The organism is Kitasatospora sp. NPDC056651 (assembly GCF_042792155.1).
In the GTDB taxonomy this organism is placed as follows: Bacteria; Actinomycetota; Actinomycetes; order Streptomycetales; family Streptomycetaceae; genus Kitasatospora.
Genome location: NZ_JBHTWX010000065.1, coordinates 8,574 through 28,627 on the forward strand (window position 1 = coordinate 8,574; position 20,054 = coordinate 28,627).

General features: G+C 74.5%; 19 protein-coding genes. 11 read left to right on the top strand and 8 right to left on the bottom strand.

Annotated features, from left to right (window positions below):
- Positions 1 to 191 precede the first annotated feature (191 nt).
- The 6 genes from ACFRAR_RS23855 to ACFRAR_RS23880 all read left to right on the top strand — a co-directional run bounded on the left by ACFRAR_RS23855 (position 192) and on the right by ACFRAR_RS23880 (position 6,355).
- The gene (locus ACFRAR_RS23855) at positions 192 to 1,007 is read left to right on the top strand and encodes a hypothetical protein (RefSeq protein ID WP_380700179.1); all 816 of its coding nucleotides are present in this window, start codon (positions 192 to 194) and stop codon (positions 1,005 to 1,007) included.
- 142 nt (positions 1,008 to 1,149) lie between these two features.
- Positions 1,150 to 2,037, top strand: coding sequence for an ABC transporter substrate-binding protein (locus tag ACFRAR_RS23860; RefSeq protein WP_380700180.1), 888 nt, complete (start codon positions 1,150 to 1,152; stop codon positions 2,035 to 2,037).
- A gap of 31 nt (positions 2,038 to 2,068) precedes the next feature.
- A complete protein-coding gene (locus ACFRAR_RS23865; protein WP_380700181.1) occupies positions 2,069 to 3,073 on the top strand; it encodes an amino acid ABC transporter permease in 1,005 nt (334 codons plus the stop codon).
- Entirely contained in the window at positions 3,070 to 3,870 is an 801-nt protein-coding gene (locus ACFRAR_RS23870) for an amino acid ABC transporter ATP-binding protein (protein ID WP_380700182.1), read from the top strand. Before ACFRAR_RS23865 ends, ACFRAR_RS23870 begins: the two co-directional genes overlap by 4 nt.
- Positions 3,870 to 5,510: an amidohydrolase family protein gene (locus tag ACFRAR_RS23875; protein ID WP_380700183.1), complete on the top strand. Its 1,641-nt coding sequence runs from the start codon at positions 3,870 to 3,872 to the stop codon at positions 5,508 to 5,510. Before ACFRAR_RS23870 ends, ACFRAR_RS23875 begins: the two co-directional genes overlap by 1 nt.
- Positions 5,507 to 6,355, top strand: coding sequence for a serine hydrolase (locus ACFRAR_RS23880; RefSeq protein WP_380700184.1), 849 nt, complete (start codon positions 5,507 to 5,509; stop codon positions 6,353 to 6,355). Before ACFRAR_RS23875 ends, ACFRAR_RS23880 begins: the two co-directional genes overlap by 4 nt.
- A 61-nt stretch (positions 6,356 to 6,416) precedes the next feature.
- Here the strand turns inward: ACFRAR_RS23880 and ACFRAR_RS23885 are convergent, their stop codons facing one another.
- The 3 genes from ACFRAR_RS23885 to lysA form a co-directional block, all read right to left on the bottom strand.
- Positions 6,417 to 6,584: a hypothetical protein gene (locus tag ACFRAR_RS23885; protein WP_380700185.1), complete on the bottom strand. Its 168-nt coding sequence runs from the start codon at positions 6,582 to 6,584 to the stop codon at positions 6,417 to 6,419.
- A gap of 94 nt (positions 6,585 to 6,678) precedes the next feature.
- The gene (locus ACFRAR_RS23890) at positions 6,679 to 7,605 is read right to left on the bottom strand and encodes a LysR family transcriptional regulator (protein ID WP_380700186.1); all 927 of its coding nucleotides are present in this window, start codon (positions 7,603 to 7,605) and stop codon (positions 6,679 to 6,681) included.
- Positions 7,606 to 7,614: 9 nt separating this feature from the next.
- Complete coding sequence (lysA, locus tag ACFRAR_RS23895) at positions 7,615 to 8,964, bottom strand: diaminopimelate decarboxylase (RefSeq protein WP_380700187.1); 1,350 nt, start codon at positions 8,962 to 8,964, stop codon at positions 7,615 to 7,617.
- 188 nt (positions 8,965 to 9,152) lie between these two features.
- Here lysA and ACFRAR_RS23900 point away from each other — a divergent pair, with 188 nt between their 5' ends.
- From ACFRAR_RS23900 to ACFRAR_RS23915, 4 genes are all read left to right on the top strand, one after another.
- Positions 9,153 to 9,821 (top strand): GntR family transcriptional regulator, encoded by a 669-nt coding sequence (locus tag ACFRAR_RS23900; protein WP_380700188.1) that lies wholly within the window; start codon positions 9,153 to 9,155, stop codon positions 9,819 to 9,821.
- 120 nt (positions 9,822 to 9,941) lie between these two features.
- Positions 9,942 to 11,219, top strand: coding sequence for an MFS transporter (locus ACFRAR_RS23905; protein WP_380700189.1), 1,278 nt, complete (start codon positions 9,942 to 9,944; stop codon positions 11,217 to 11,219).
- A 158-nt stretch (positions 11,220 to 11,377) separates the two neighbouring features.
- Positions 11,378 to 11,869, top strand: coding sequence for a GNAT family N-acetyltransferase (locus tag ACFRAR_RS23910; protein WP_380700190.1), 492 nt, complete (start codon positions 11,378 to 11,380; stop codon positions 11,867 to 11,869).
- 192 nt (positions 11,870 to 12,061) lie between these two features.
- Entirely contained in the window at positions 12,062 to 12,631 is a 570-nt protein-coding gene (locus ACFRAR_RS23915; RefSeq protein ID WP_380700191.1) for a Uma2 family endonuclease, read from the top strand.
- A gap of 19 nt (positions 12,632 to 12,650) precedes the next feature.
- Here ACFRAR_RS23915 and ACFRAR_RS23920 read toward each other — a convergent pair whose 3' ends face one another.
- Positions 12,651 to 14,717 (bottom strand): MDR family MFS transporter, encoded by a 2,067-nt coding sequence (locus ACFRAR_RS23920; protein ID WP_380700192.1) that lies wholly within the window; start codon positions 14,715 to 14,717, stop codon positions 12,651 to 12,653.
- Between the two features lie 247 nt (positions 14,718 to 14,964).
- Here ACFRAR_RS23920 and ACFRAR_RS23925 point away from each other — a divergent pair, with 247 nt between their 5' ends.
- A complete protein-coding gene (locus ACFRAR_RS23925) occupies positions 14,965 to 16,470 on the top strand; it encodes an MFS transporter (RefSeq protein WP_380700193.1) in 1,506 nt (501 codons plus the stop codon).
- A 93-nt stretch (positions 16,471 to 16,563) separates the two neighbouring features.
- Here the strand turns inward: ACFRAR_RS23925 and ACFRAR_RS23930 are convergent, their stop codons facing one another.
- The 4 genes from ACFRAR_RS23930 to ACFRAR_RS23945 all read right to left on the bottom strand — a co-directional run bounded on the left by ACFRAR_RS23930 (position 16,564) and on the right by ACFRAR_RS23945 (position 19,941).
- Entirely contained in the window at positions 16,564 to 17,403 is an 840-nt protein-coding gene (locus ACFRAR_RS23930) for an SAM-dependent methyltransferase (RefSeq protein ID WP_380700194.1), read from the bottom strand.
- Positions 17,404 to 17,501: 98 nt separating this feature from the next.
- The gene (locus tag ACFRAR_RS23935; RefSeq protein WP_380700195.1) at positions 17,502 to 18,254 is read right to left on the bottom strand and encodes a hypothetical protein; all 753 of its coding nucleotides are present in this window, start codon (positions 18,252 to 18,254) and stop codon (positions 17,502 to 17,504) included.
- Between the two features lie 329 nt (positions 18,255 to 18,583).
- Complete coding sequence (locus ACFRAR_RS23940) at positions 18,584 to 19,597, bottom strand: DUF1648 domain-containing protein (RefSeq protein ID WP_380700196.1); 1,014 nt, start codon at positions 19,595 to 19,597, stop codon at positions 18,584 to 18,586.
- On the bottom strand, positions 19,594 to 19,941 hold the full coding sequence (locus ACFRAR_RS23945; protein ID WP_380700197.1) for a GntR family transcriptional regulator: 348 nt from the start codon (positions 19,939 to 19,941) through the stop codon (positions 19,594 to 19,596). The genes ACFRAR_RS23940 and ACFRAR_RS23945 overlap by 4 nt, the downstream gene beginning before the upstream one ends.
- Positions 19,942 to 20,054 lie beyond the last annotated feature (113 nt).

A 20,054-nucleotide genomic window follows, 5' to 3' on the forward strand; every position in this document is an offset into this window, starting at 1 on the left:
TGGCGGGTCGTAGGGCGCACGGCCCCCCGGCGGGGCACGCCCGGGGGGGTTTTCCCCCGGGGGGGCCGGGGGCGGGGCCCCCGCCCCGGGGCCCCGATCGGGCGGGTTCGCGGGACCACGGGTCCCCGGGCCCGCCCGACTGTCATGATCGACCGAACCGTCATGCTCGACCGAGGCGAGGAGCAGGCTGCATGCCCCGCAAGACGAAGGCCGACGGCCGCGGCCCCCGGCGGGCCGGCCTGCTGAAGGCGCTGATCGCGATCGTGGTGTGCGGCACCGCGGCGGGAGGCCTGGCCGTCTACCGTTCGGTCTCCGACGAGGCGACCGAGCGCCCGGTGACCACGGACGAGGCGGGCCGGCTCGCGCTGTCCCGGCTGAACCTCTACGAGGCGAGCCCGGTGGCGGTGACGCTCACGGCCGACGAGGGCGGGGGCGTCGGCATCCGGGTCGAGGGGGTCGTCGACTACCGCAACCACCGGGGCGTGGGCCGCTACCGGAGCACCGGCGCGAGCGGACCGCTGGACCACGGCCTGATCGTCTGGGACACCGGCGGCCTCGGCCTGGCCCCCGACCAGGACGGCGCCGCCACCGCGACCCCCGCCCCCGTCGCCACCGACGCCCCGGCCTGGCAGCAGGCCGAGCACATCCCGCGCCAGGGCTGGTCGCCGCGCGGCTACACGGCGGACCCGCTGGACGCCGGGCTGAACCTGCTGGTCCAGCTCGGCGCGGACCGCCCCGACAACCCGCTGCTGCTCGCCCAGTCCGGGGCCCGCTGGCTGGGCCGGGACCGGATCGACGGCCGGAGCTACGACCGCTTCGCCGGCCCGCGCGCCCAGGGCTCCGCGCCCGACGGCGCCCGCTCGCCGCTGACCTACTGGGTCGACGGGGACGGCGGGCTGCGCCGGGTGACGATGCGGATGGCGGGCCTCGGCACCCCGACCACCGTGGAGCTCACCGGACGGCAGCCGGACGCCAAGGTGCCCGAGGCGCCGTGGCTCGCGGGCTGACCCGGTACGGCCGGAAGTCCGCAGGACAACGCGGTCAGCCGTACAAAAATCGTTGGTGAGGCAGCAATGGCTTCATCATCTTCCGTTCACCCGGACTCGGCTGCCAGCATCGGCGCACCGTCACCGCCCGAGGGAGTAGCCGATGAACCGCCCCCGTTCCCTTCGCTGTCTGGCCGCGCTGTCCCTGGTCGTCCTGGCGGCCACCGCCTGCGGGCGCTCCGACCAGGGCGGCACCACCGCCCCCGGCGCGCAGGCCGCGCAGAACGCCGGCAAGAGCGCCGTCGAACTGCTCCCGGAGAAGACCAAGCAGAGCGGCGTGCTCAGAGTGGCCACCTCCGTCGGCTACCCGCCGATGGAGATGTACAAGACCGGGACCACCGAGCTGACCGGGGTCGACCCGGACCTCGCCGCCGCCGTCGCCGCGAAGCTCGGCCTGAAGCTGGAGCTCTCCAACTCCTCCTTCGACGGCCTGATCCCGGGCCTCCAGGCCGGCCGCTACGACCTGGTGATGTCCTCCATGACGGACAGCGCGCAGCGCCGCCAGGCCGTCGACTTCGTCGACTACTTCCGCACCGGCGGCGTGGTGATGACGAAGAAGGGCAACCCCGAGGGCATCAAGTCCCTGGAGGACCTCTGCGGCAAGAAGGTGGTCCTCGCCAAGGGCAGCTCCAACCTGGAGATCGGCGAGCAGCAGAACACCAAGTGCGCCACCAAGATGGCGATCTCGCAGAGCGAGGACGCCCCGACCGGGCTGCTCCAGCTGGACAGCGACCGGGCCGTGGCCACCATCGTGGACTACCCGGTGGCGCAGATGTTCGTGCAGAGCAGCGGCTCCTACGAGGTGCTGCCGGAGCAGTACGGGACGGCGCCGTGGGGCATCGCGGTGGCGAAGAAGGACTCCGGGCTGCGCGACGCGGTGCAGAAGGCGCTCCAGGAGCTGATCGAGAGCGGTGAGTACCGCAAGGTCCTGGACACCTACCAGGTCGGCGGCAGCGCGGTGGAGCGCGCCACCGTCAACGCGGCGCAGTGAGAACGGCGGCACCGACGAGATGAGCACCGACATGAGAGACCCCGCGACGCCCGCCCCGGCCGGCCGGACCGCCTCCCCGGCGGGCGCGTCCGACGACGACCTGGCCTTCGAGGTGACCGGCCGGCCCCGCCCGGCGCGCTGGTTCGCCGTGCTGGCGGCCGCCTTCGGCGCCGTCTGGCTGGCCTGGACCGTCATCGTCAACCCCAACCTGCACTGGGACATCATCGCCAAGTACCAGTTCGACGGCGTGATCCTGGAGGGGCTCTGGGTGACCGTCCAGCTCACCCTGATCTCCCAGGTGGTGGGCATCGTCATCGGCGTGGTCGTGGCGGTGATGCAGCTGTCCGACAGCCCGGTGCTGCGGACCACCGCCGGGGCGTACACCTGGTTCTTCCGCGGCACCCCGCTGCTGGTCCAGCTGATCTTCTGGTTCAACCTGGCGCTGCTCTTCCCGGAGATCAGCATCGGCATCCCGTTCGACGGGCCCAAGCTGGTCAGCTGGCAGTCCAACACCCTGATCACCGGCTTCGTGGCGGCGCTGCTCGGCCTGTCGATCAACGAGGGCGCCTACATGTCCGAGATCGTCCGGGCCGGCATCCAGAGCGTGGACCCCGGGCAGCGCGAGGCCGGCGCCTCGCTGGGCATGTCCAACCGGCAGATCCTCACCCGGGTGGTGCTGCCGCAGGCGATGCGGGTGATCATCCCGCCGTTCGGCAACCAGTTCATCTCCATGCTGAAGACCACCTCGCTGGTCTCGGTGATCGCCGGCGCCGACCTGATGACCGTCTCGCAGCACCTCTACCTCGCCAACTTCGAGGTGATCGCGCTGCTGATCGTGGCCTCCCTCTGGTACCTGGTGCTGACCACCATCGCGAGCGTCGCCCAGCACGCGGTGGAGCGGAGGTTCAACCCGGCCGGTGCCCCGCCGGCGCTGCACCGCAGGGTGCTGGCGAACCTGCGGCCGGGGCGCGGCGCAGCACGCGAGCGCGAGAAGAAGCGTGAGAAGAAGCGCGAGACGAAGGGGGAGGACAAGTGACGACGACCGACCTGGGGAAGCCGGCCACCGAGGTGGTCCTGTCGGCCCGCAAGGTGCGCAAGCGCTTCGGGGACCTGGAGGTGCTGCGCGGCATCGACCTGGAGGTCAGGGCGGGGGAGGTGCTCTGCGTGATCGGGCCCTCCGGCTCCGGCAAGTCCACCCTGCTGCGCTGCTTCAACCACCTGGAGAAGATCGACGCCGGGCGGATCGAGGTGGACGGCGAACTCGTCGGCTACGAGTCGCACGGCGCCGACGGCGGCAAGCTGCGCGAGCGCCGGCCGCGGGACATCCGCCACCAGCGCGAGCGGATCGGCATGGTCTTCCAGCGTTTCCACCTCTTCCCGCACCGCACCGCGCTGCGGAACGTGATGGAGGGCCCGACCGCGGTCAAGGGCCGCCCGCGCGCGGAGGCCGAGCGCCAGGCCCGCGAACTGCTCGCGCGGGTCGGCCTGGCCGACCGCGCCGACCACTACCCGGCGCAGCTCTCCGGCGGCCAGCAGCAGCGGGTGGCGATCGCCCGGGCACTGGCCATGGAACCGACCCTGATGCTCTTCGACGAGCCCACCTCCGCGCTCGACCCCGAGCTGGTCGGCGAGGTGCTCGGCGTGATGCGCGACCTCGCCCGCAGCGGCATGACGATGATCGTCGTCACCCACGAGATGGGCTTCGCCCGCGAGGTGGCCGACCGGGTCGTCTTCATGGACCAGGGCGCCGTCGTGGAGGCCGGCGACCCGGCCGACCTGTTCACCGCCCCGCGGCACGACCGCACCCGGGCCTTCCTCTCGACGGTGCTCTGATGGGAGCGGACGTGACCTCGACCCCGGTCGACCTGCTGCTGCGCGGCGCCACCCTGGTGGACGGCACCGGGGCGCCCGCCCGCCCGGCCGACCTCGCCGTCGCGGCCGGCCGGGTCACCGTGCTGCCGCCCGGCAGCGCGGTGGCCGCGGCCGAGACCCTGGACGTCACCGGACGGGTCGTCACCCCCGGCTTCATCGACGTCCACACCCACTCGGACGCGCTCGCCGCCCCACTGTGCGGCGGCACCCACACCGACGGCGACGCCCTGGACGAACTGCGGCTGGCCCCGCTGCTCCAGGGCGTCACCACCGAGATCGGCGGCAACTGCGGGATCAGCCTGTTCCCCGGGCTGCCCGGGCGGCTGCCCGATCTGGCCGAGCACCTGCGGGTCTCCTTCGGCCTCGGCCCGGTGCGGCCCGCCGAGGACTTCGACGCCTTCGCCGCCGGCCAGCGGCCCGAACTGCGGCGCAACCACATCACCTCGCTGGTCGGCCACGGCACGCTGCGCGCCGGGGTGATGGGCTTCGAGGACCGCCCGCCCACCGCCGAGGAGCTGGCCGCCATGTGCGAGCTGCTCGACCGGGCGCTGGCCCAGGGCGCGGCCGGGTTCTCCACCGGGCTGATCTACCCGCCCGGCGTCTACGCGGACACCGAGGAGATCGTGGCCCTCGCCGAGGTCGCCGCACGGCACGGCAAGCCGTACGTGACCCACCTGCGCGACGAGATGTCCCAGGTGGAGAAGGCCCTGGAGGAGGCGCTGGAGATCGCGGTGCGCTCCGGCGCCCCGCTCCAGATCTCCCACCACAAGACCGCCGGCCGGCACGCCTGGGGCGCCACCCTGCGCACCCTGCCGCGCCTGGAACAGGCCCGCGCCGACGGCGTGGACGTGCTCTGCGACGTCTACCCGTACACCGCCGGCAGCACCGTGCTGCACGCGATGCTGCCGCCGTGGACCAGCGAGGGCGGGCCGGCCGCGCTGCTGGAACGGCTGCGCGGCAAGGAGGTGCGGGACCGCATCCGGGCGGACATCGCCAACGGCGTCAAGGGCTGGGAGAACACCGTCGGCAACGGCGGCTGGGACCTCATCTCGGTGGCCGCCGCCCCGGCCCGCCGCGCCGCCGAGGGCCACCGGATCGCCGACCTGGCCGCCGAGCGCGGCGCGGACCCGGTGGACTACGTCTGCGACCTGCTGCTGGAGGCACAGGGCGAGGTGACCATCATCAGCCACTCGATGCGCGAGGACGACGTCCGCCGGGTGCTGGCCAGCCCGCTGTCCATGATCGGCTCGGACGGCGTGCCCAAACCCGGCCGCCCGCACCCCCGCTGGGCGGGCAGCTTCGCCCGGGTGCTCGGCCACTACGGCCGCGAGCAGGGCCTGCTGCCGCTGGAGCTCGCGGTGCACAAGATGACCGGCCTGCCCGCCGAACGGTTCCGGCTGGCCGGGCGCGGGGTGGTCCGCGACGGCGCCGTCGCGGACCTGGTGGTGCTCGACCCGGCCGCCGTCCTGGACGGCGCGACCTTCGAGCAGCCGCTGCTGCCGCCGGTCGGCGTGCAGGCCGTCGTGGTGGCCGGGCGGATCGCGGTGCGCGACGGCCTGCCGACCGCGAGCCGGGCCGGAGAGGTGGTGCGGGTCCGATGAGCCTCGCCCAGGTGGCGGCCGCCGCGCGCAGCTCGGCGGCGCTCCCGCTGACCCTGTCCGTCGCGGCCATCGACGTGGACGCCGAGGGCCCGGCAGCGTCGGTCGGGGTGGACGACACCGTCGTGCTGCCCGTCGCCAGCGCCGCCAAGCTGCTGCTGCTGGCCGAGGTCGCCCGGAGGCTGGACGACGGGGAGCTGACGGCCGGGCAGCCGGTGGAGATCCTCCCCGAGGACGTCACCGGCGGCACCGGCCTGCTCGGCCGGCTCAGCCGCCCCGGCTGGACGGTCGAGGACCTGGCCTGGCTGACCGCCGCGGTCAGCGACAACACCGCCACCAACGCGCTGCTGCGCCTGGTCGGCCTGCCCGCCACCGAGCGGCTGGCACGCGACCTCGGGCTGGAGCACCTCACCCTGCACGACCGGGTGCGCGACGAACGCGGGCCGGACGTCCCGCCGGTCTTCGCCACCGGCACCGCCCGCGGCCTGGCCCGCCTGGTGGCCCTGGCGGTCCGCGGCACCATGGCGACCCCGGCCGCCTCGGCCCGGCTGCTCGACTGGATGCGCGCCAACACCGACCACGGCCTGGTGCCCGCGCTGATCGACCACGACCCGTACGCGCCCGGCTTCCCCGAGCCGCTGCCCGGCCGGCTGCTGGTGGCCGACAAGACCGGCACGGACACCGGCGTGCGGGCTGACGCGGGCGTCATCGTGGGTGCCCGGCGGGTGGCCTACGCGGTCATCGCGCACTGGGACGTGGCGCTCGGGCCCAGCACGGAGCGGGCCGCCGTGCACGCGATCCGGGACGTCGGCCGCGCCCTCGCGGCCTGGGCCCAGCGGCGGCCCTGAGCCGGCCGTCCAGGACCGGGCCGGCCCGGACCCGATCGACGGGTCCGGGCCGGCCGCCGTCTCAGTGGCCGTCCTCCGAGCGGGTCTGGGTGTGGCCGCCCGCGGTGGAGGCGGTCTCCTCCTCGGCGACGACGGAGGTCGAGGCGTGTCGCCCGTCGACCACCGCCGTCGCGGCCACCGACAGCAGGGCGGCGGACAGCAGGGCGGCGGCGACCGGGCGTACGGACAACCGGCGGATCATCGGGTTCCCCTCGGTGGACGGCGCTGGCGGGTGCAGCATGGCACACCCGCCGCCCGCCGCACAGTGCCCTCGGCGGGGGAGGTCAGAGCGCCCACCGCATGTCGAGCAGCGACCTGATCTCCCCGGCGGCGGCGCCGAGTTCGGCGAGGAAGGCGCGCAGCGCCGGGTTGCGGTTGGTGGCCCGGGTGGCCACCCCGATCCGGCGGTGCAGCTGCGGGTGGTCCAGCCGGCACACGTGCACCCCGGCGCTGTCGGCCAGGCCGAGCGCCGGGATCAGCGCGACGCCCATGCCGGCCCGCGCGAGGTTGATGGTCACCTGGTAGTGGTCGCTGCGGCAGCGCACCCGGGGGCGGAACCCCTCGGCCGCGCAGGCGCGTTCGAGCACGGGTTCGCCGGTGCTGCCGCCGTGGGTGCCGATCCAGCTCTCGCCCTCCAGTTCGGCCAGCCGCACCACCGAGCGCCGCCCGAGCCGGTGCCGCAGCGGCACCACGACCAGCTGTGGCTCCTCGAAGTACATCCGCACGTCCACCGCCGCCCGGCGGCACCACGGGTCCAGCGGGTGCTCGAAGACGACGGCCGCGTCCAGCCGGCCGGCCTCCAGGTCCGGGACCAGCTCGTGCGGCTGGCCCATGATGAGCTCCAGCTCCACCTGCGGGTGGTCGGCGGCGAACGCGGCCAGCGCCCGGGGCAGCAGGTCCAGCCCGGCGGAGGCGAAGAAGCCGATCCGCAGGACGCCGGCCGCGCCGTGGGAGTGCGCCCGCAGGTCGTCCTGGGCGACGGCCATCAGATCGGCGATCGCCTGGGCGTGCTCGGCCAGCCGGACCCCGGCGGGCGTCAGCCGCAGGGACTGCGGGGCCCGCTCCACCAGTGCGACACCCAGCTCCTGCTCCAGGCGGGCGAGCTGGTGCGAGATCGCGGACGGGCTCAGGTGCAGCGCCTGCGCCGCGGCCACGATGGTGCCCCGGCGGGCGATCTCCAGCAGGACGTGCAGTCGGGCGCTGTTCAGCATCGGCCCAGGTTAGGACGTGTACGCCGGCTGCGCCGCCACCGGCTCCCCGGTGCCGCCGCCGGTGGCGGCCACGTCCAGCCGGAGCAGGTCGTGCTCGGTCTCCCGGCGCACCACCAGGCGGGCCTCGCCGTCCCGGACGAAGACGATGGCGGGCCGCGGCAGCTTGTTGTAGTTCGAGGCCATGGCGTAGCCGTAGGCGCCGGTCACCGGGGTGGCCAGCAGGTCGCCGACCCGCAGGTCGGAGGGCAGGGCGGCGTCGTCGACGATCACGTCGCCGCTCTCGCAGTGCTTGCCGACCAGCCGGGCGCGCCGCGGGCGGGGTGCTTCGGGGCAGCGCGGCAGGAAGGCCTCGTAGCGGGCGCCGTACAGCGCGGGGCGCAGGTTGTCGCTCATCCCGCCGTCCACGCTGACGTAGGTGCGCACGCCCTCGATCCGCTTGACGGTGCCCACCCGGTACAGCGTCAGCCCGGCCCGGGCGGCGATCGAGCGGCCGGGCTCGACGCCCACCTCGCCGCTCCAGCCGGCGCCGCGCACCGCCGCGCGGACCCGGTCGGCCCAGACGGCGAAGGAGGGGGCGCTCTGCCCGTTCAGGTACGCCACGCCCAGGCCGCCGCCGACGGTCAGCCGGCGCAGGCCGTGCTCGACCGCGAAGCGGGCCACCGCGGCGGCGCCGTCGGCCAGCTCGGCCGGGTCCAGCACCTGGGAGCCGACGTGGGCGTGGACGCCCTCCAGCCGTACGGCGGGCGAGCCCGCGGCCCGGCGCAGCGCGGCCGCGGCGGCGCCGTCGGCCAGTCCGAAGCCGAACTTGGAGTCGTGGCCGCCGGTCTGGATCGCCTGGTGGGCGCCGGCCGCGACGCCGGGCGCGACCCGCAGCTGGACCCGGGCCGGGGGCAGGTCCTCCTCGTGGTGCAGCCGCTCGATCCGGTCCAGCTCGTCGAAGCTGTCCACCACCAGGTGGCGCAGTCCGACGGTCATCGCGGTGCGCAGCTCGGCCTCGTCCTTGTTGTTGCCGTGCAGCACGATCCGGTCCGGGGCCACCCCGGCGTACAGCGCGGTGCGCAGTTCCCCGCCGGAGGCGACGTCCAGCAGCAGTCCCTCCTCGGCGGCCAGGCGGGCCATCGCGGTGCACAGGAAGGCCTTGGAGGCGTAGGCGACGTTGTCCCGGCCGAAGGCGGCCACCGCCTCCCGGCAGCGTCGGCGCAGGTGCTCCTCGTCGTAGACGAACAGCGGCGTGCCGTACCGGCGGGCGGCCTCGTCCAGGAGCACGCCGCCGACGGCCAGCCCCTCGGGGCGGAATTCGGCGGTGAGCGGCAGCAGGCCCGGATCGACGGGCGTCAGGGCCGGCGACACGGGGGACACGGGCGACACGGGGAACAAGGCTTCCTCCCGGCAGGCTGGTTGGCCCCGCCCATCCTCGTCTCGCGGAAGGGGGCGGGAAAGCGCATTCTTCGGGCCCTGAGCGGTACCGAAACCGATGCTCCGTGCCGTGGGCGGTCCGGCGGGGGGCTTGCATCTAAGCTTGCATCTATGGTGCTACGGTGTGCTCCATGGCCGACACCCCGCCCCCCGCCCCCGCCCCCGCCCGCGTCCCGGCCGCGGACCGCGCGTACGAACTGACCAAGGACCTGATCCTCGGTGGCGGCCTCCCCGGCGGGACGCTGATCAGCGAGGGCGAGATCGCCGAGCGCGCCTCGCTCAGCCGCACCCCGGTACGGGAGGCGTTCCTGCGGCTCCAGGCGGAGGGGCTGCTCCAGCTCTTCCCCAAGCGCGGCGCCGTCGTGGTGCCGGTCGGGCCGGGCGAGGCCGAGGACGTGCTGGAACTGCGCGAGGCGCTGGAGAGCACCGCCGTGCGCCGGATCACCCGCCGCCCGGAGGGCCTCGACGCGCTGGTGCGGCAGCTGTCCGAGCTGATCGACCAGCAGCGCGAGCCCGCCCGCCGTGCCGACCTCGGCGCCTTCGCCGCCGCCGACGAGGCCTTCCACCGGGGCATCGTGACCGCCTCCGGCAACGAGCTGTCCGAGCGCTTCTACGGGACGCTGCGCGACCGCCAGCGCCGGATGGCCGTCCAACTGCTGCGGGTGCAGCCGCAGCGGCTGGCCTCGCTGGTCGAGGAGCACACCGTGCTCGTCGACCGGATCGCGGCCCGCGACACCGAGGGCTTCACCGCCGCGCTGCGCGCCCACCTCGACGCCCACCGGGGCGTCACCGACCACTGAGCGGCCCTCGCCGCGCGAAGCGCCGACTTCGCGCCTGCCCCTCCCCCGCGCGCGTCGACTTCGCGCGCACCCCCCGACGGACCGCCGGGACCCGACCATCCGACAAGGAGCAGCACCACCATGAGCACCACCCGGCCGCCGTCCGCCGGTCCCGTCGCACCGTCAGGCCGGGGGCGGCCGTGGCTGCTCGCGGCCCTCGCCATGCTCTGCTGCGGCTGGGGCGGCAACCAGTTCACCCCGCTGCTGCTGATGTACCGCCACCTCGGCGGCTACTCGGAGGTCACCGTGGACGCCTTCCTGGGGGCGTACGTCCTCGGGCTCGTCCCCGGACTGCTGGTCGGCGGCGCCGCCTCGGACCGCTACGGCCGCCGCCCGCTGATGATCGGCGCGGTGACCGCCTCGCTCGTCGCCAGCGGAGTGCTGTGCGGCGGTACGGCCGGTGAACTCCCCATCTACGCCGGGCGGTTCCTCACCGGCATAGCCGTCGGCATCGCGATGGCGGTCGGCACCAGCTGGGTCAAGGAACTCTCCCAGGCCCCGCACGACCCGGCCGCCGACCCGGGCGCCGGCGCCCGCCGCGCCTCCCTCGCGCTGACCGCCGGCTTCGGCATCGGCGCCGGGGTGGCCGGCGCGCTCGCCCAGTGGGGCCCCTGGCCGATGGTCACCCCCTACCTCGCCCACCTGGTGGTCACCGTGCCCGCGCTGTTCCTGCTGCCGAAGGCCGTGGAGACCCGGAAGCGCACCCCCGCCGTCCGCGGCCTCTGGGCCGACCTCAAGGTCCCGGCGGCCGGGCACCGCCGCTTCGTGCGGGTGGTCCTGCCGATGGCCCCGTGGGTGTTCGGCTCGGCCGGTGTCGCGTACGCCGTGACCCCGCAGCTGGTCGGGGACCGGCTCGGCCGGTGGTCGCTGGCCTACGCGACCCTGCTGACCGTCCTCACCCTCGGCACCGGCGCCCTCGTCCAGCCCTTCGCCAAGCGCCTGGACTCGCTCTCCTCGGCGCGCGGCGTGATCGTCTCCATGGTCCTGATGGCCTGCGGCATGGCCGTCTGCGCCGGTGACGCGACCCTCCGCTCCCCACTGCTGGGCCTCGGCGGCGCGCTCTTCCTCGGCGCCGCCTACGGCATCGGGGTGGTCTCCGGCCTGCTGGAGATCCAGCGCATCGTCACCCCCGACGACCTGGCCGGCATCACCGGCGTCTACTACGCGCTCTGCTACTCGGGCTTCCTGCTGCCCGCGGTGCTCGCCGCGCTGTCCTCGCTCGCCTCCTACACCGCGATGCTCAGCGTGGTGACGGTCCTGGCCCTCGCCAGCCTCGCCGTGATCGTCCGCTCCTCCCGGCGCACCGCCCCCGCCCCCGCCCCCGGCCCGGGCCCGGGCCCGCTGGAAGCCTCCGGCTGACGCCGCCGACCGCCGGCGGCACCGCCTCCCGCGTCGCCTCCCGGACCACCTCCCGCACCACCGACCGCCGCCCCGCCCGCCTCCCGGGCGGGGCGGCGCCGTGCCGTCCGGGCCGAAAACCGGTTGCCCCTCGACGGGCCGTACGACAGGGTCACGCCATGACCGAACTGGAACTGCGCTCCCTGACCTCCGAGGACTGGCCGCTCTGGCGCGAGCTGCGCCTGGCCGCCCTGGCCGAAGCCCCGTACGCCTTCGGCTCGACCCTGGCCGACTGGCAGGACGCCGAGGAGAGCCGCTGGCGCGCCCGACTGGAGATCCCCGGCGCCCTCGACCTGATGGCCGTGCTGGACGGCCACCCGGTCGCGATAGCCAGCGGCGTGCCGGACGACGACGACACGACGGCGGGCGAGCTGATCTCGCTCTGGGTCGGCCCGCAGGCCCGCGGCCGGGGCGTCGCGGACCGGCTGATCGCCGAGATCGCCGCCTGGGCCGCCGAGCGCGGCCGCACCACCCTCAAGCTCGCGGTCGCCCCGGACAACGCCGCGGCCCTCGCCCTCTACCGCCGCAACGGCTTCGCCGACACCGACGAGCCGGGCGACCTGATGGCGGACGGCGTGCGCCGCGAACTGGTCATGGCGCGGAGCCTGTAGCAGAGCCGGTCGGGGTCGGGACCTGCGGCGCGGGTCCCGACGAAACGACCTCCGCGGTCCTTCGGACGGGCGGAGTCGGGCACGATCCGGTCAGGGAGGGCGCCCGAGCGGGCAGGGCGCGTCCGGTCCCGGTCGATCGGCCGGATGACCGTACGGTCTGGGGGAGAATCGGCAGCGGGAAGGAGCCACGTCGTGAGTACGGCACCCCAGGTCCCCGGGGACTACAGCACCGTCAGCGACCCCGAGAGGGCGCTGAAGTACGCGGTCCGGCACATCGCGGGTGATCGCACCGAGATCATCGAGGGAGTCATCACCCCCATGTCGCCGTCATGGGCACACGAGTCCGCCGCCGAGGTCGTCCGTCGTCAGCTCGGCCCCCGGCTGGAGCAGCTCGATCTGGTGTCTGGCTCCGGCAACCTCGACCTGCCCGGCAGCGAGAACTGGTACGTCCCGGACCTGGCGGTGGTGCCGGCCGAGCTTGCCGAGAAGACCGAGGGCGCGTTGCTGCCCGATCAGACGCTCCTGGTCGTCGAGATCAGCTCCCCGTCGAACGCGGAGACCGACCGGGTCGTCAAGCGCTGCCGCTACGGTCAGTACGGCGCCCCGCTCTACCTCCTGGTCGACCGGCAGAACCGCAGCTGCACCCTGTACAGCGAGCCGACCCGGCTCGGCTACGCCGCCGAGAGCGGCCCGCACCCCTTCGGCACGCCGGTTCACCTGCCGGCTCCCTTCGATCTGGAACTCGACACCACCCGCCTGTAGGGGCGGCCGGATCCGCGCGTCAGACCTTCGCGCCGTCCTTCGGGCGGGCGTGGGCCGGGAGGCCGGTGGCGAGGTCCTCGACCAGGAGGCGCCGGGCGATGGTGTCGGCGGCGGCGCGGAGCCGGGGGCTGCGGGGGCGGCCGGCGTCGGCGTCGAGGCGGGCGTTGAGCCAGTGGGACCAGGCGTGGCCGAGGGCACGGACCTCGTGGGCGCCGGCCTCGGTGTGGGTGAGGCGGTCGCCGTCGCGGGTGAGGTAGCCCTCGGCGGTCATCCGGTCGAAGACCGGGGTCAGCACCTCGGGCGGGACCCGTTTGCGGGCGGCGATGAGGTCGAGCGAGGCGTGGCCGACGGCCTCGGTGTGCCAGGCCACCTGCATCAGCGCCCAGGCGCCGGCCAGGTCCACCCGGGTGTCGGCGCCGTCGACGATGCCGCGGACGGTGTCGAGGTCCACGCCGCGCACGATCTTGCAGACGGCGAACTCCAGGTGCGGGTCGGAGTCGCTGGTGGTCGGCTGGGCGAAGCCCTCGCCCATGTCGGTGGAGCCGGCCCGGCTGGTGTCGCGCAGGGGCACCTGCTTGAGGAAGAGGGCGACGACGAAGCCGACCACGGCCACCGGGATGGTCCACAGGTACACGGTGTGCAGCGCGTCGGAGTACGCCTGGACGATCGGCGCGGCCTGGTCGGCGGGCAGCCGGTGCAGGCCCTGGGGGCTCCCGGCGGCGTGGGCGAGGACGGCCGGGTCGGCGCCGGTGAGCCGGGCGGCGGTGCCGACCCCGGTGGCGAGTTCGGTCTTCAGGCTGTTGGCGTAGATGGTGCCGAACACGGCGGTGCCGAAGGAGCTGCCGATGGTCCGGAAGAAGGTCACCCCGGCGGTGGCGGTGCCGAGGTCGGCGTAGTCGACGGTGTTCTGGACGGCGATGGTCAGCACCTGCATGCTCAGCCCGATGCCGACGCCGAGCACGAACATGTACAGCGAGGCGAGCGCGGTGCCGGTGCCCGGTTCGAGGCGGGAGAGCAGGTACAGGCCGAGGGCCATCACCAGGGTGCCGAAGATCGGGAACAGCCGGTACTTGCCGGTCTTGCTGACGGCGTTGCCGCTGGCGATGGAGGCGATCAGCAGGCCGATCACCATGGGCAGCATCCGGACGCCGGAGACCGTCGCCGAGTCGCCGTCCACGTACTGGAGGAAGGTCGGCAGGAAGGTCAGCGCGCCGAGCATGGCGAAGCCGACGATGAAGCTGAGCACCGAGCAGACCGCGAAGACCGGGTTGCGGAACAGCCGCATCGGCAGCATGGGTTCGACGGCGCGGGCCTCGACCCAGCAGAACAGGCCGAGCGCCACCGTGCCGCCGACGAACAGGCCGATGATCACCCCGGAGCCCCAGGGGTACTCGTTGCCGCCCCAACTGGTCGCCAGGATCAGGGCGCTGGCGCCGACCGCGACCAGCGCGATCCCCAGGTAGTCGATCACCGGCCGCACGGCCGAGCGCACCGAGGGGATGGTCCGGGCGGCCGCGACGACCACCACGACGGCGATCGGCACGTTGACGTAGAACGCCCAGCGCCAGGACAGGTGGTCGGTGAACAGCCCGCCCAGCAGCGGGCCGATCACCGTCGCCAGCCCGAACACCGCGCCGATCGCGCCCTGGTACTTGCCGCGCTCGCGCAGCGGGATGACGTCCGCGATCAGCGCCATGGAGGTGACCATCAGGCCGCCCGCGCCGATGCCCTGGACGGCCCGCCAGGCGATCAGCAGCGTCATGTTGGTGGACAGGCCGCACAGGAAGGAGCCGCCGACGAAGACGATCGCCGAGACCTGGAAGAGCAGCTTGCGTCCGTACAGGTCGCCGAACTTGCCGGCCAGCACGGTGGCGACCGTCTCGGCGAGCAGGTAGGAGGTCACCACCCAGGACATGTGGGCGGCCCCGCCGAGGTCCGCGACGATGGTGGGCAGGGCGGTGCCGACGATGGTCTGGTCGAGGGCCGCCAGCAGCATGCCGAGCACGATGGTGGCGAAGACGACGTTCCGTTGCCGGACGTCCAGCACCGGTGGGGCGGAGGGCGGGTTCTCGGTGGCGACGGTCATGCCGTCAGCCTCCGGGGTCAGGGGGCAGGTCGCGATCCGGTTCGCCCGTTCGGGTGAAAACGGGCGGCCGGTCGCCCGGCGAACGGCCCGGGTGGCGCTGCGCGGTGGGCCGGGCGACGATGAGCCGGGCGGCCGTCACCCCGTCGCCCGCGTGGCCGATCGGAGCGCGGACCCCGGAGTACGGACCCCGGATCACCGGACTCGGATCGCCGACCAGGACGCCCCCGGCCCCCGGGAAGAGGCTCCCATGACCGCCGACCCCCCTCGCAGCACCGCGCCCCCGACGACGCCCGGCGCCTCCGCCGTGGGCGGTCGGGCCGCCACCCGCCGCTGGCGGGCCCTCACGATCTGCCTGGTAGCCGGCTTCATGACCCTGCTGGACGTCAGCATCGTCAATGTCGCCCTGCCGACCGTACGGGCCGGGCTGCACATGTCGGACAGCGGCCTCCAGTGGGTGCTCAGCGGCTACGCGCTGGCCTTCGGCCTGGTGCTGGTGCCCTTCGGGCGGCTCGGTGACGCGCGCAGCAGGCGGGCCGTCTTCCTCTCCGGGCTCGCGCTGTTCACCGTGGCCAGCGCGCTCGCCGGGGCGGCGCAGAACCAGGAGTGGCTGGTGCTGGCCCGGCTGTTCCAGGGCGCGGCGGGCGGGGTGCTGGTGCCGCAGGTGTCCGGCTTCATCCAGGTGCTGTTCCAGGGCGCCGAACGCGGCCGCGCCTTCGGCGCCCTGGGCGCGACCATCGGGCTGTCCACCGCGGTCGGGCCGCTGCTCGGCGGCGTGCTGATCCACCTGGTCGGCCCGGAGAACGGCTGGCGCTGGGTGTTCCTGGTCAACCTGCCGATCGGCGTCGCCGCGCTGCCGGTCGCCTACCGGCTGCTCCCGGCACCCCCGCCCGCCGACCAGCGGGCCGGGCACCGCGACTTCGACCCGGTCGGGGTGCTGCTGCTCGGCGCCGGGACGGTCTCGCTGCTGCTGCCGTTCGTCCAGGCGCAGCAGTGGCACGGCTCGGCCCGCTGGCTGCTGCTGCCGCTGGCGGCGGTGCTGCTGGCCGCCTTCGTCGGCTGGGAGCTGTCCTACGGGCGGCGGCACGAGCCGCTGGTGAGCATGGCGCTGTTCGCGGTGCGCCCGTACGCGGCCGGGGTGCTGCTGTCGCTGGTGTACTTCGCCGGTTTCACCGCGATCTTCTTCATCTTCACGCTCTACCTCCAGGCGGGCCTGCACTACTCGGCCCTGACGGCGGGCCTGGCGATCACGCCGTTCGCGGTCGGTTCGGGCGTGTCCGCGGCGGTCGGGGGCCGGCTGGTGAGCCGGCTCGGGCGGCGGCTGGTGGTGGCCGGGCTGGTCCTGGTGCTGGCCGGGCTGCTGGCCTCGGCGCTCGCGGTGCAGTTCTGGTCGGGGCCCAAGGTGGGGTGGACGACGGCGGTGCCGCTGCTGGTCGCCGGGGTGGGCAGCGGGCTGGTGATCGCCCCGAACCAGACGCTGACCCTCCAGCAGGTGCCGGTGGCCCGGGCGGGCAGCGCGGGCGGGGTGCTGCAGACCGCGCAGCGGGTCGGCTCGGCGGTGGGCATCGCCGTCGTCGGCTCGGTGTTCTTCGCCCACGCCGCGGGCCCACGGCCGGACTGGGCGCTGGCCTTCCAGCTGGGGGTGACGGTCGCGGCGGGACTGGTGCTGCTGGCGCTGCTGGTGGCGGTCGCCGACATGGCCTCGGGCCGGGGCAGCTTCCGGGCCGGCGGGGCGCGGGTGGGGGACGGGCCGTGACGGACGTCCGCACGGACGGCCCGGCCCGCCCTGGGGTCAGCACGGGCCGGGCCGTCCGTGCGGGCCCGGCCCAAGGCCACGGGGCGCCGGTGCTCAGCGCTTGACGGCCACGCCCGCGTACATCGCGATGTCCTGGTCGCGGACGGGCGCGGCGTCCGCGTCCGGGTGCCAGTGGTGCACCAGGGTGACGCCCGGGTCGAGCAGTTCGTAGCCCGCGAAGAAGGCCTCGGTCTGCGCCTTGTCGCGGATCTGCAGCGGGATGCCGCGCGCGTTGTACTCGCGGCCGACGCCGCCGACGCCCACCGGGTCGGTGTCACCGGTGAAGACCGTCAGGGCGAGGAAGCTGCCGGGCGCCAGGGCGTCCATGAAGCGGCGCACGATGCCCTGGGGGTCGTCCTCGTCCAGCACGAAGTGGACGATCGCGATCAGCGACAGCGCCACCGGCTGCGAGAAGTCGAGCACCTCGCGCAGCCGGGGGTTGTCGATGATGGACGCCGGGTCGCGGAAGTCGGCGTCCACGTAACAGGTGCGGCCCTCGGGCGTGCTGTCCATCAGGGCCCGCGCGTGGGTCAGCACGATCGGGTCGTTGTCCACGTACGCGACCCGGGCCTCGGGGGCGATCGACTGGGCGATCTCGTGCACGTTCGGCGAGGTGGGGATGCCGGTGCCGATGTCCAGGAACTGCCGCACGCCGTACTGCTCGGCGAGGTGGCGCACCGAGCGCTGCATGAACTCGCGGGTGGTGCGCATCGAGATCGGCAGCGACGGCCAGGCCTGCACCGAGGCGTGCGCCGCCGTCCGGTCCGCCTCGAAGTTGGTCTTGCCGCCGATGAGGTAGTCGTAGACCCGGGCGGAGTGCGGAACGTCCATCCGCAGGTCCACCGACGGCTGGTCGTTCCGCGGCTCCTGCTCCGACCGGACCTCGTTCGTCATGCTGTTCTCCCGTCGTTGGGCGTCCGTCACCGGCCGCCGTGGCGGCGGTCCTTGGTGCGCATGGTAACGGTCGCCCGGTACGACGAGATGACGGGGTCTCAGGCTTGCGCCTCCGGCTGCCCCGGGTCGAGTGCGGCGCCGCCGGGCCGGCGGGGAACCGCGGTGGCGTCGGAGCCCGTCCGGGTGTGCGCCGCCAGTTCGAGCGCGGCGCCGATCCAGGCCATGCCGAAGGCCCAGGTGGCCAGCCACTCGCCCAGGTACAGCGGGTGCACCGACCAGTTCGCGCCGATGCCCGTCACCCCGGCGAGGGCGGTGAGTGCCAGCGCGGCCAGGATCACCACCCCTGCCACCAGGTAGGCCGTGCCCACCCGGGCGGGCTGGGTGGAGCGGGGGTTGCGGAAGGAGTAGAGGCAGAACAGCGCCAGCATGACGAACAGCAGGCCGGCGAAGGCCAGGTGGAACATCCCGACGGTGCGCTGGAGGGCGGACGCGCCGGCCCCCGGGGACGTCGGACACAGCGCGACCCCGAGCGCGAAGAAGCCGGCCGCCGTGCTCCAGCGGTCGTCCCGCCGGTCGAAGCGGTAGCAGATCAGGAACACCCCGAGCGCGCACAGCGCGCCGACGAAGACGTTCCGGGTGCCGGTGTAGTACGAGGCGCTCATCGAGACCGGCCAGAAGCCGTCCGTGCCGCGCCCCGTGACCTCGGCGGACAGCCAGTTGCCGAACGGCAGGGCGGGTGGCAGCAGGACGCCGATCAGGCCGACGCCGAGGCGCAGCATCGCGATGGTCCGTACGTCCTGGATGCTCCGCCGGACGCCGGGGGAGTTCTGGGTGGGGGAGTCGTGAAGCACGGACGCCTCCTTGCCTTTCGTGCGGGCGCCTCGGCCCGCTGTTCCTCTGGTCGCGGGGACGGGGTGGGGCGGCGTCGGACGGGCGCCGCCACACACCTGAGTGACCGTCAACTGGTGTACCCGCAATGGCGTGCGAAGTATCACCGGTTTGGGGGGTTTACGCCCGTGATGACCGCCCGGAGGGTCGGCGGTCGTGCGTCGCGAGCGAGGAGGCGCTCCCGCCGGCCCAACCGCGCGTGATCGAAGGGGAGTCGGCCGTGGGCCCGGACAACGCGGCGGCGGCCCGGTCGTGGTGACCGGGCCGCCGGGTGTCCGTGTGCGGAGGCGCTTCAGCCGGCGGGCTGCCGGGTGCGGGCGATCAGCGCGTTGAGCAGCGCGGCCCCGCGGTCGGCATCGTCCACGCTGACCGCGAACTCGGCGCCCCGGCGGGTGCGGACCACCAGGCAGGCGCCGCCGCGCAGCATCACGGTGGTGCCGAGCCCGTTGATCCGGTAGCCCCAGCCGCCCACCTGCACGGCGGTGCGCTGCTCGGCCCGGGCGGATTCGAGCTCGGCGGGGGACCAGCGGCGGGCGGGCCGGCCGAACGGGCCGAACCCGACGGTCAGGCCGTCGGCGGTCACCCGCGCCTGCGCCGAGGAGCAGAGGAGGAGGGTGACGGCCATGGCCGCGGCCGTCCCGACGAGGAACCAGTGCGGGTCGGTCAGCCTGCTCGCCGAGGTCAGCGCGGCGGCGCCCGCGACCAGTCCGGACACCACCGCGGCCAGCTGGAGCCACGGGTTGGCGGTCCAGGAGAGCCAGACGAAGTTCTCGCCGGCCGGGGCCTCCAGCGGCGGCGCTCCGGCGGCCGGACGCGGTGCGGGGCGGCCGCCGTGGCGGCGGCTCGCCAGCCAGGCCAGCAGCCCGGCGAGGCCGGCGGCCAGCAGGACCAGGGCCACCTCGACGCCCACCGGGGCGGCGTCCTGCCAGTGGGTGCGGTCCAGGTTGGCGTGCACGACCGAGCTCTGGGCCCCGGTCAGCAGGACCCCGCCGGCCGCCAGGGAGGTCGCCGCGACCGTGGGCGCCGGCTCGGCCCGGTACCGCCGCAGGGCCGCCAGGGACAGCACCAGGGCCGCCCAGATCGCCGCCGGGAACAGCGCGGCCGCCGTCAGCGACATCGAGCCGTCCGGTTCCCGTCCGCCCCAGTGGGTGGCGAGCGGGTCCGGCAGGCGGTGGCGCGCCGTCAGCGGCAGGGCGATCAGCAGCGCCAGCACGCCGACCGACCAGGCCGCCGCGGCCCAGAGCGCACCGCGGTGCGCCGGTTTCCGGGCGGTGTTCTGCTTCGAAGTGGTCGCCTCGTCCGTCACGAGATCCCCCTGATCATGTCCACGAGATCGTTCCTGCTGTAGCCGGCCAGGGCCGCGTCCTCGACCAACTGCCGTACTCGGTCCACGAGTTCGGAACGGGTGTCGGCGCCGTTCGCGATCGTGATGCCGCGGCCCCGGCGGAACTCCAGCACCCCCTCGTCGCGCAGCGTGCGCAGCCCGCGCAGGACGGTGTTGGTGTTCACCCCCAGGGCCCGGGAGAGCTCCCGGGCCGGGGGCAGCTTGTCCCCGGGGGCGCACTCGCCCTCGGCGACGGCCCGCCTGATCGCGCCCGCGACCTGTTCGTGCAGCGGTCGGGTGTCCCCGACGTCCAGTTTCAGCAACATGGTGCTATTGACGATAGCACCATTCATGTCTGGTGCCACTGCCCGTGGGGGAGGGGGCCGCGGCGGAGAACGGGCGGGCCCCGGGTGGCGGGGCGGTCGTGTCCGACCTCCCG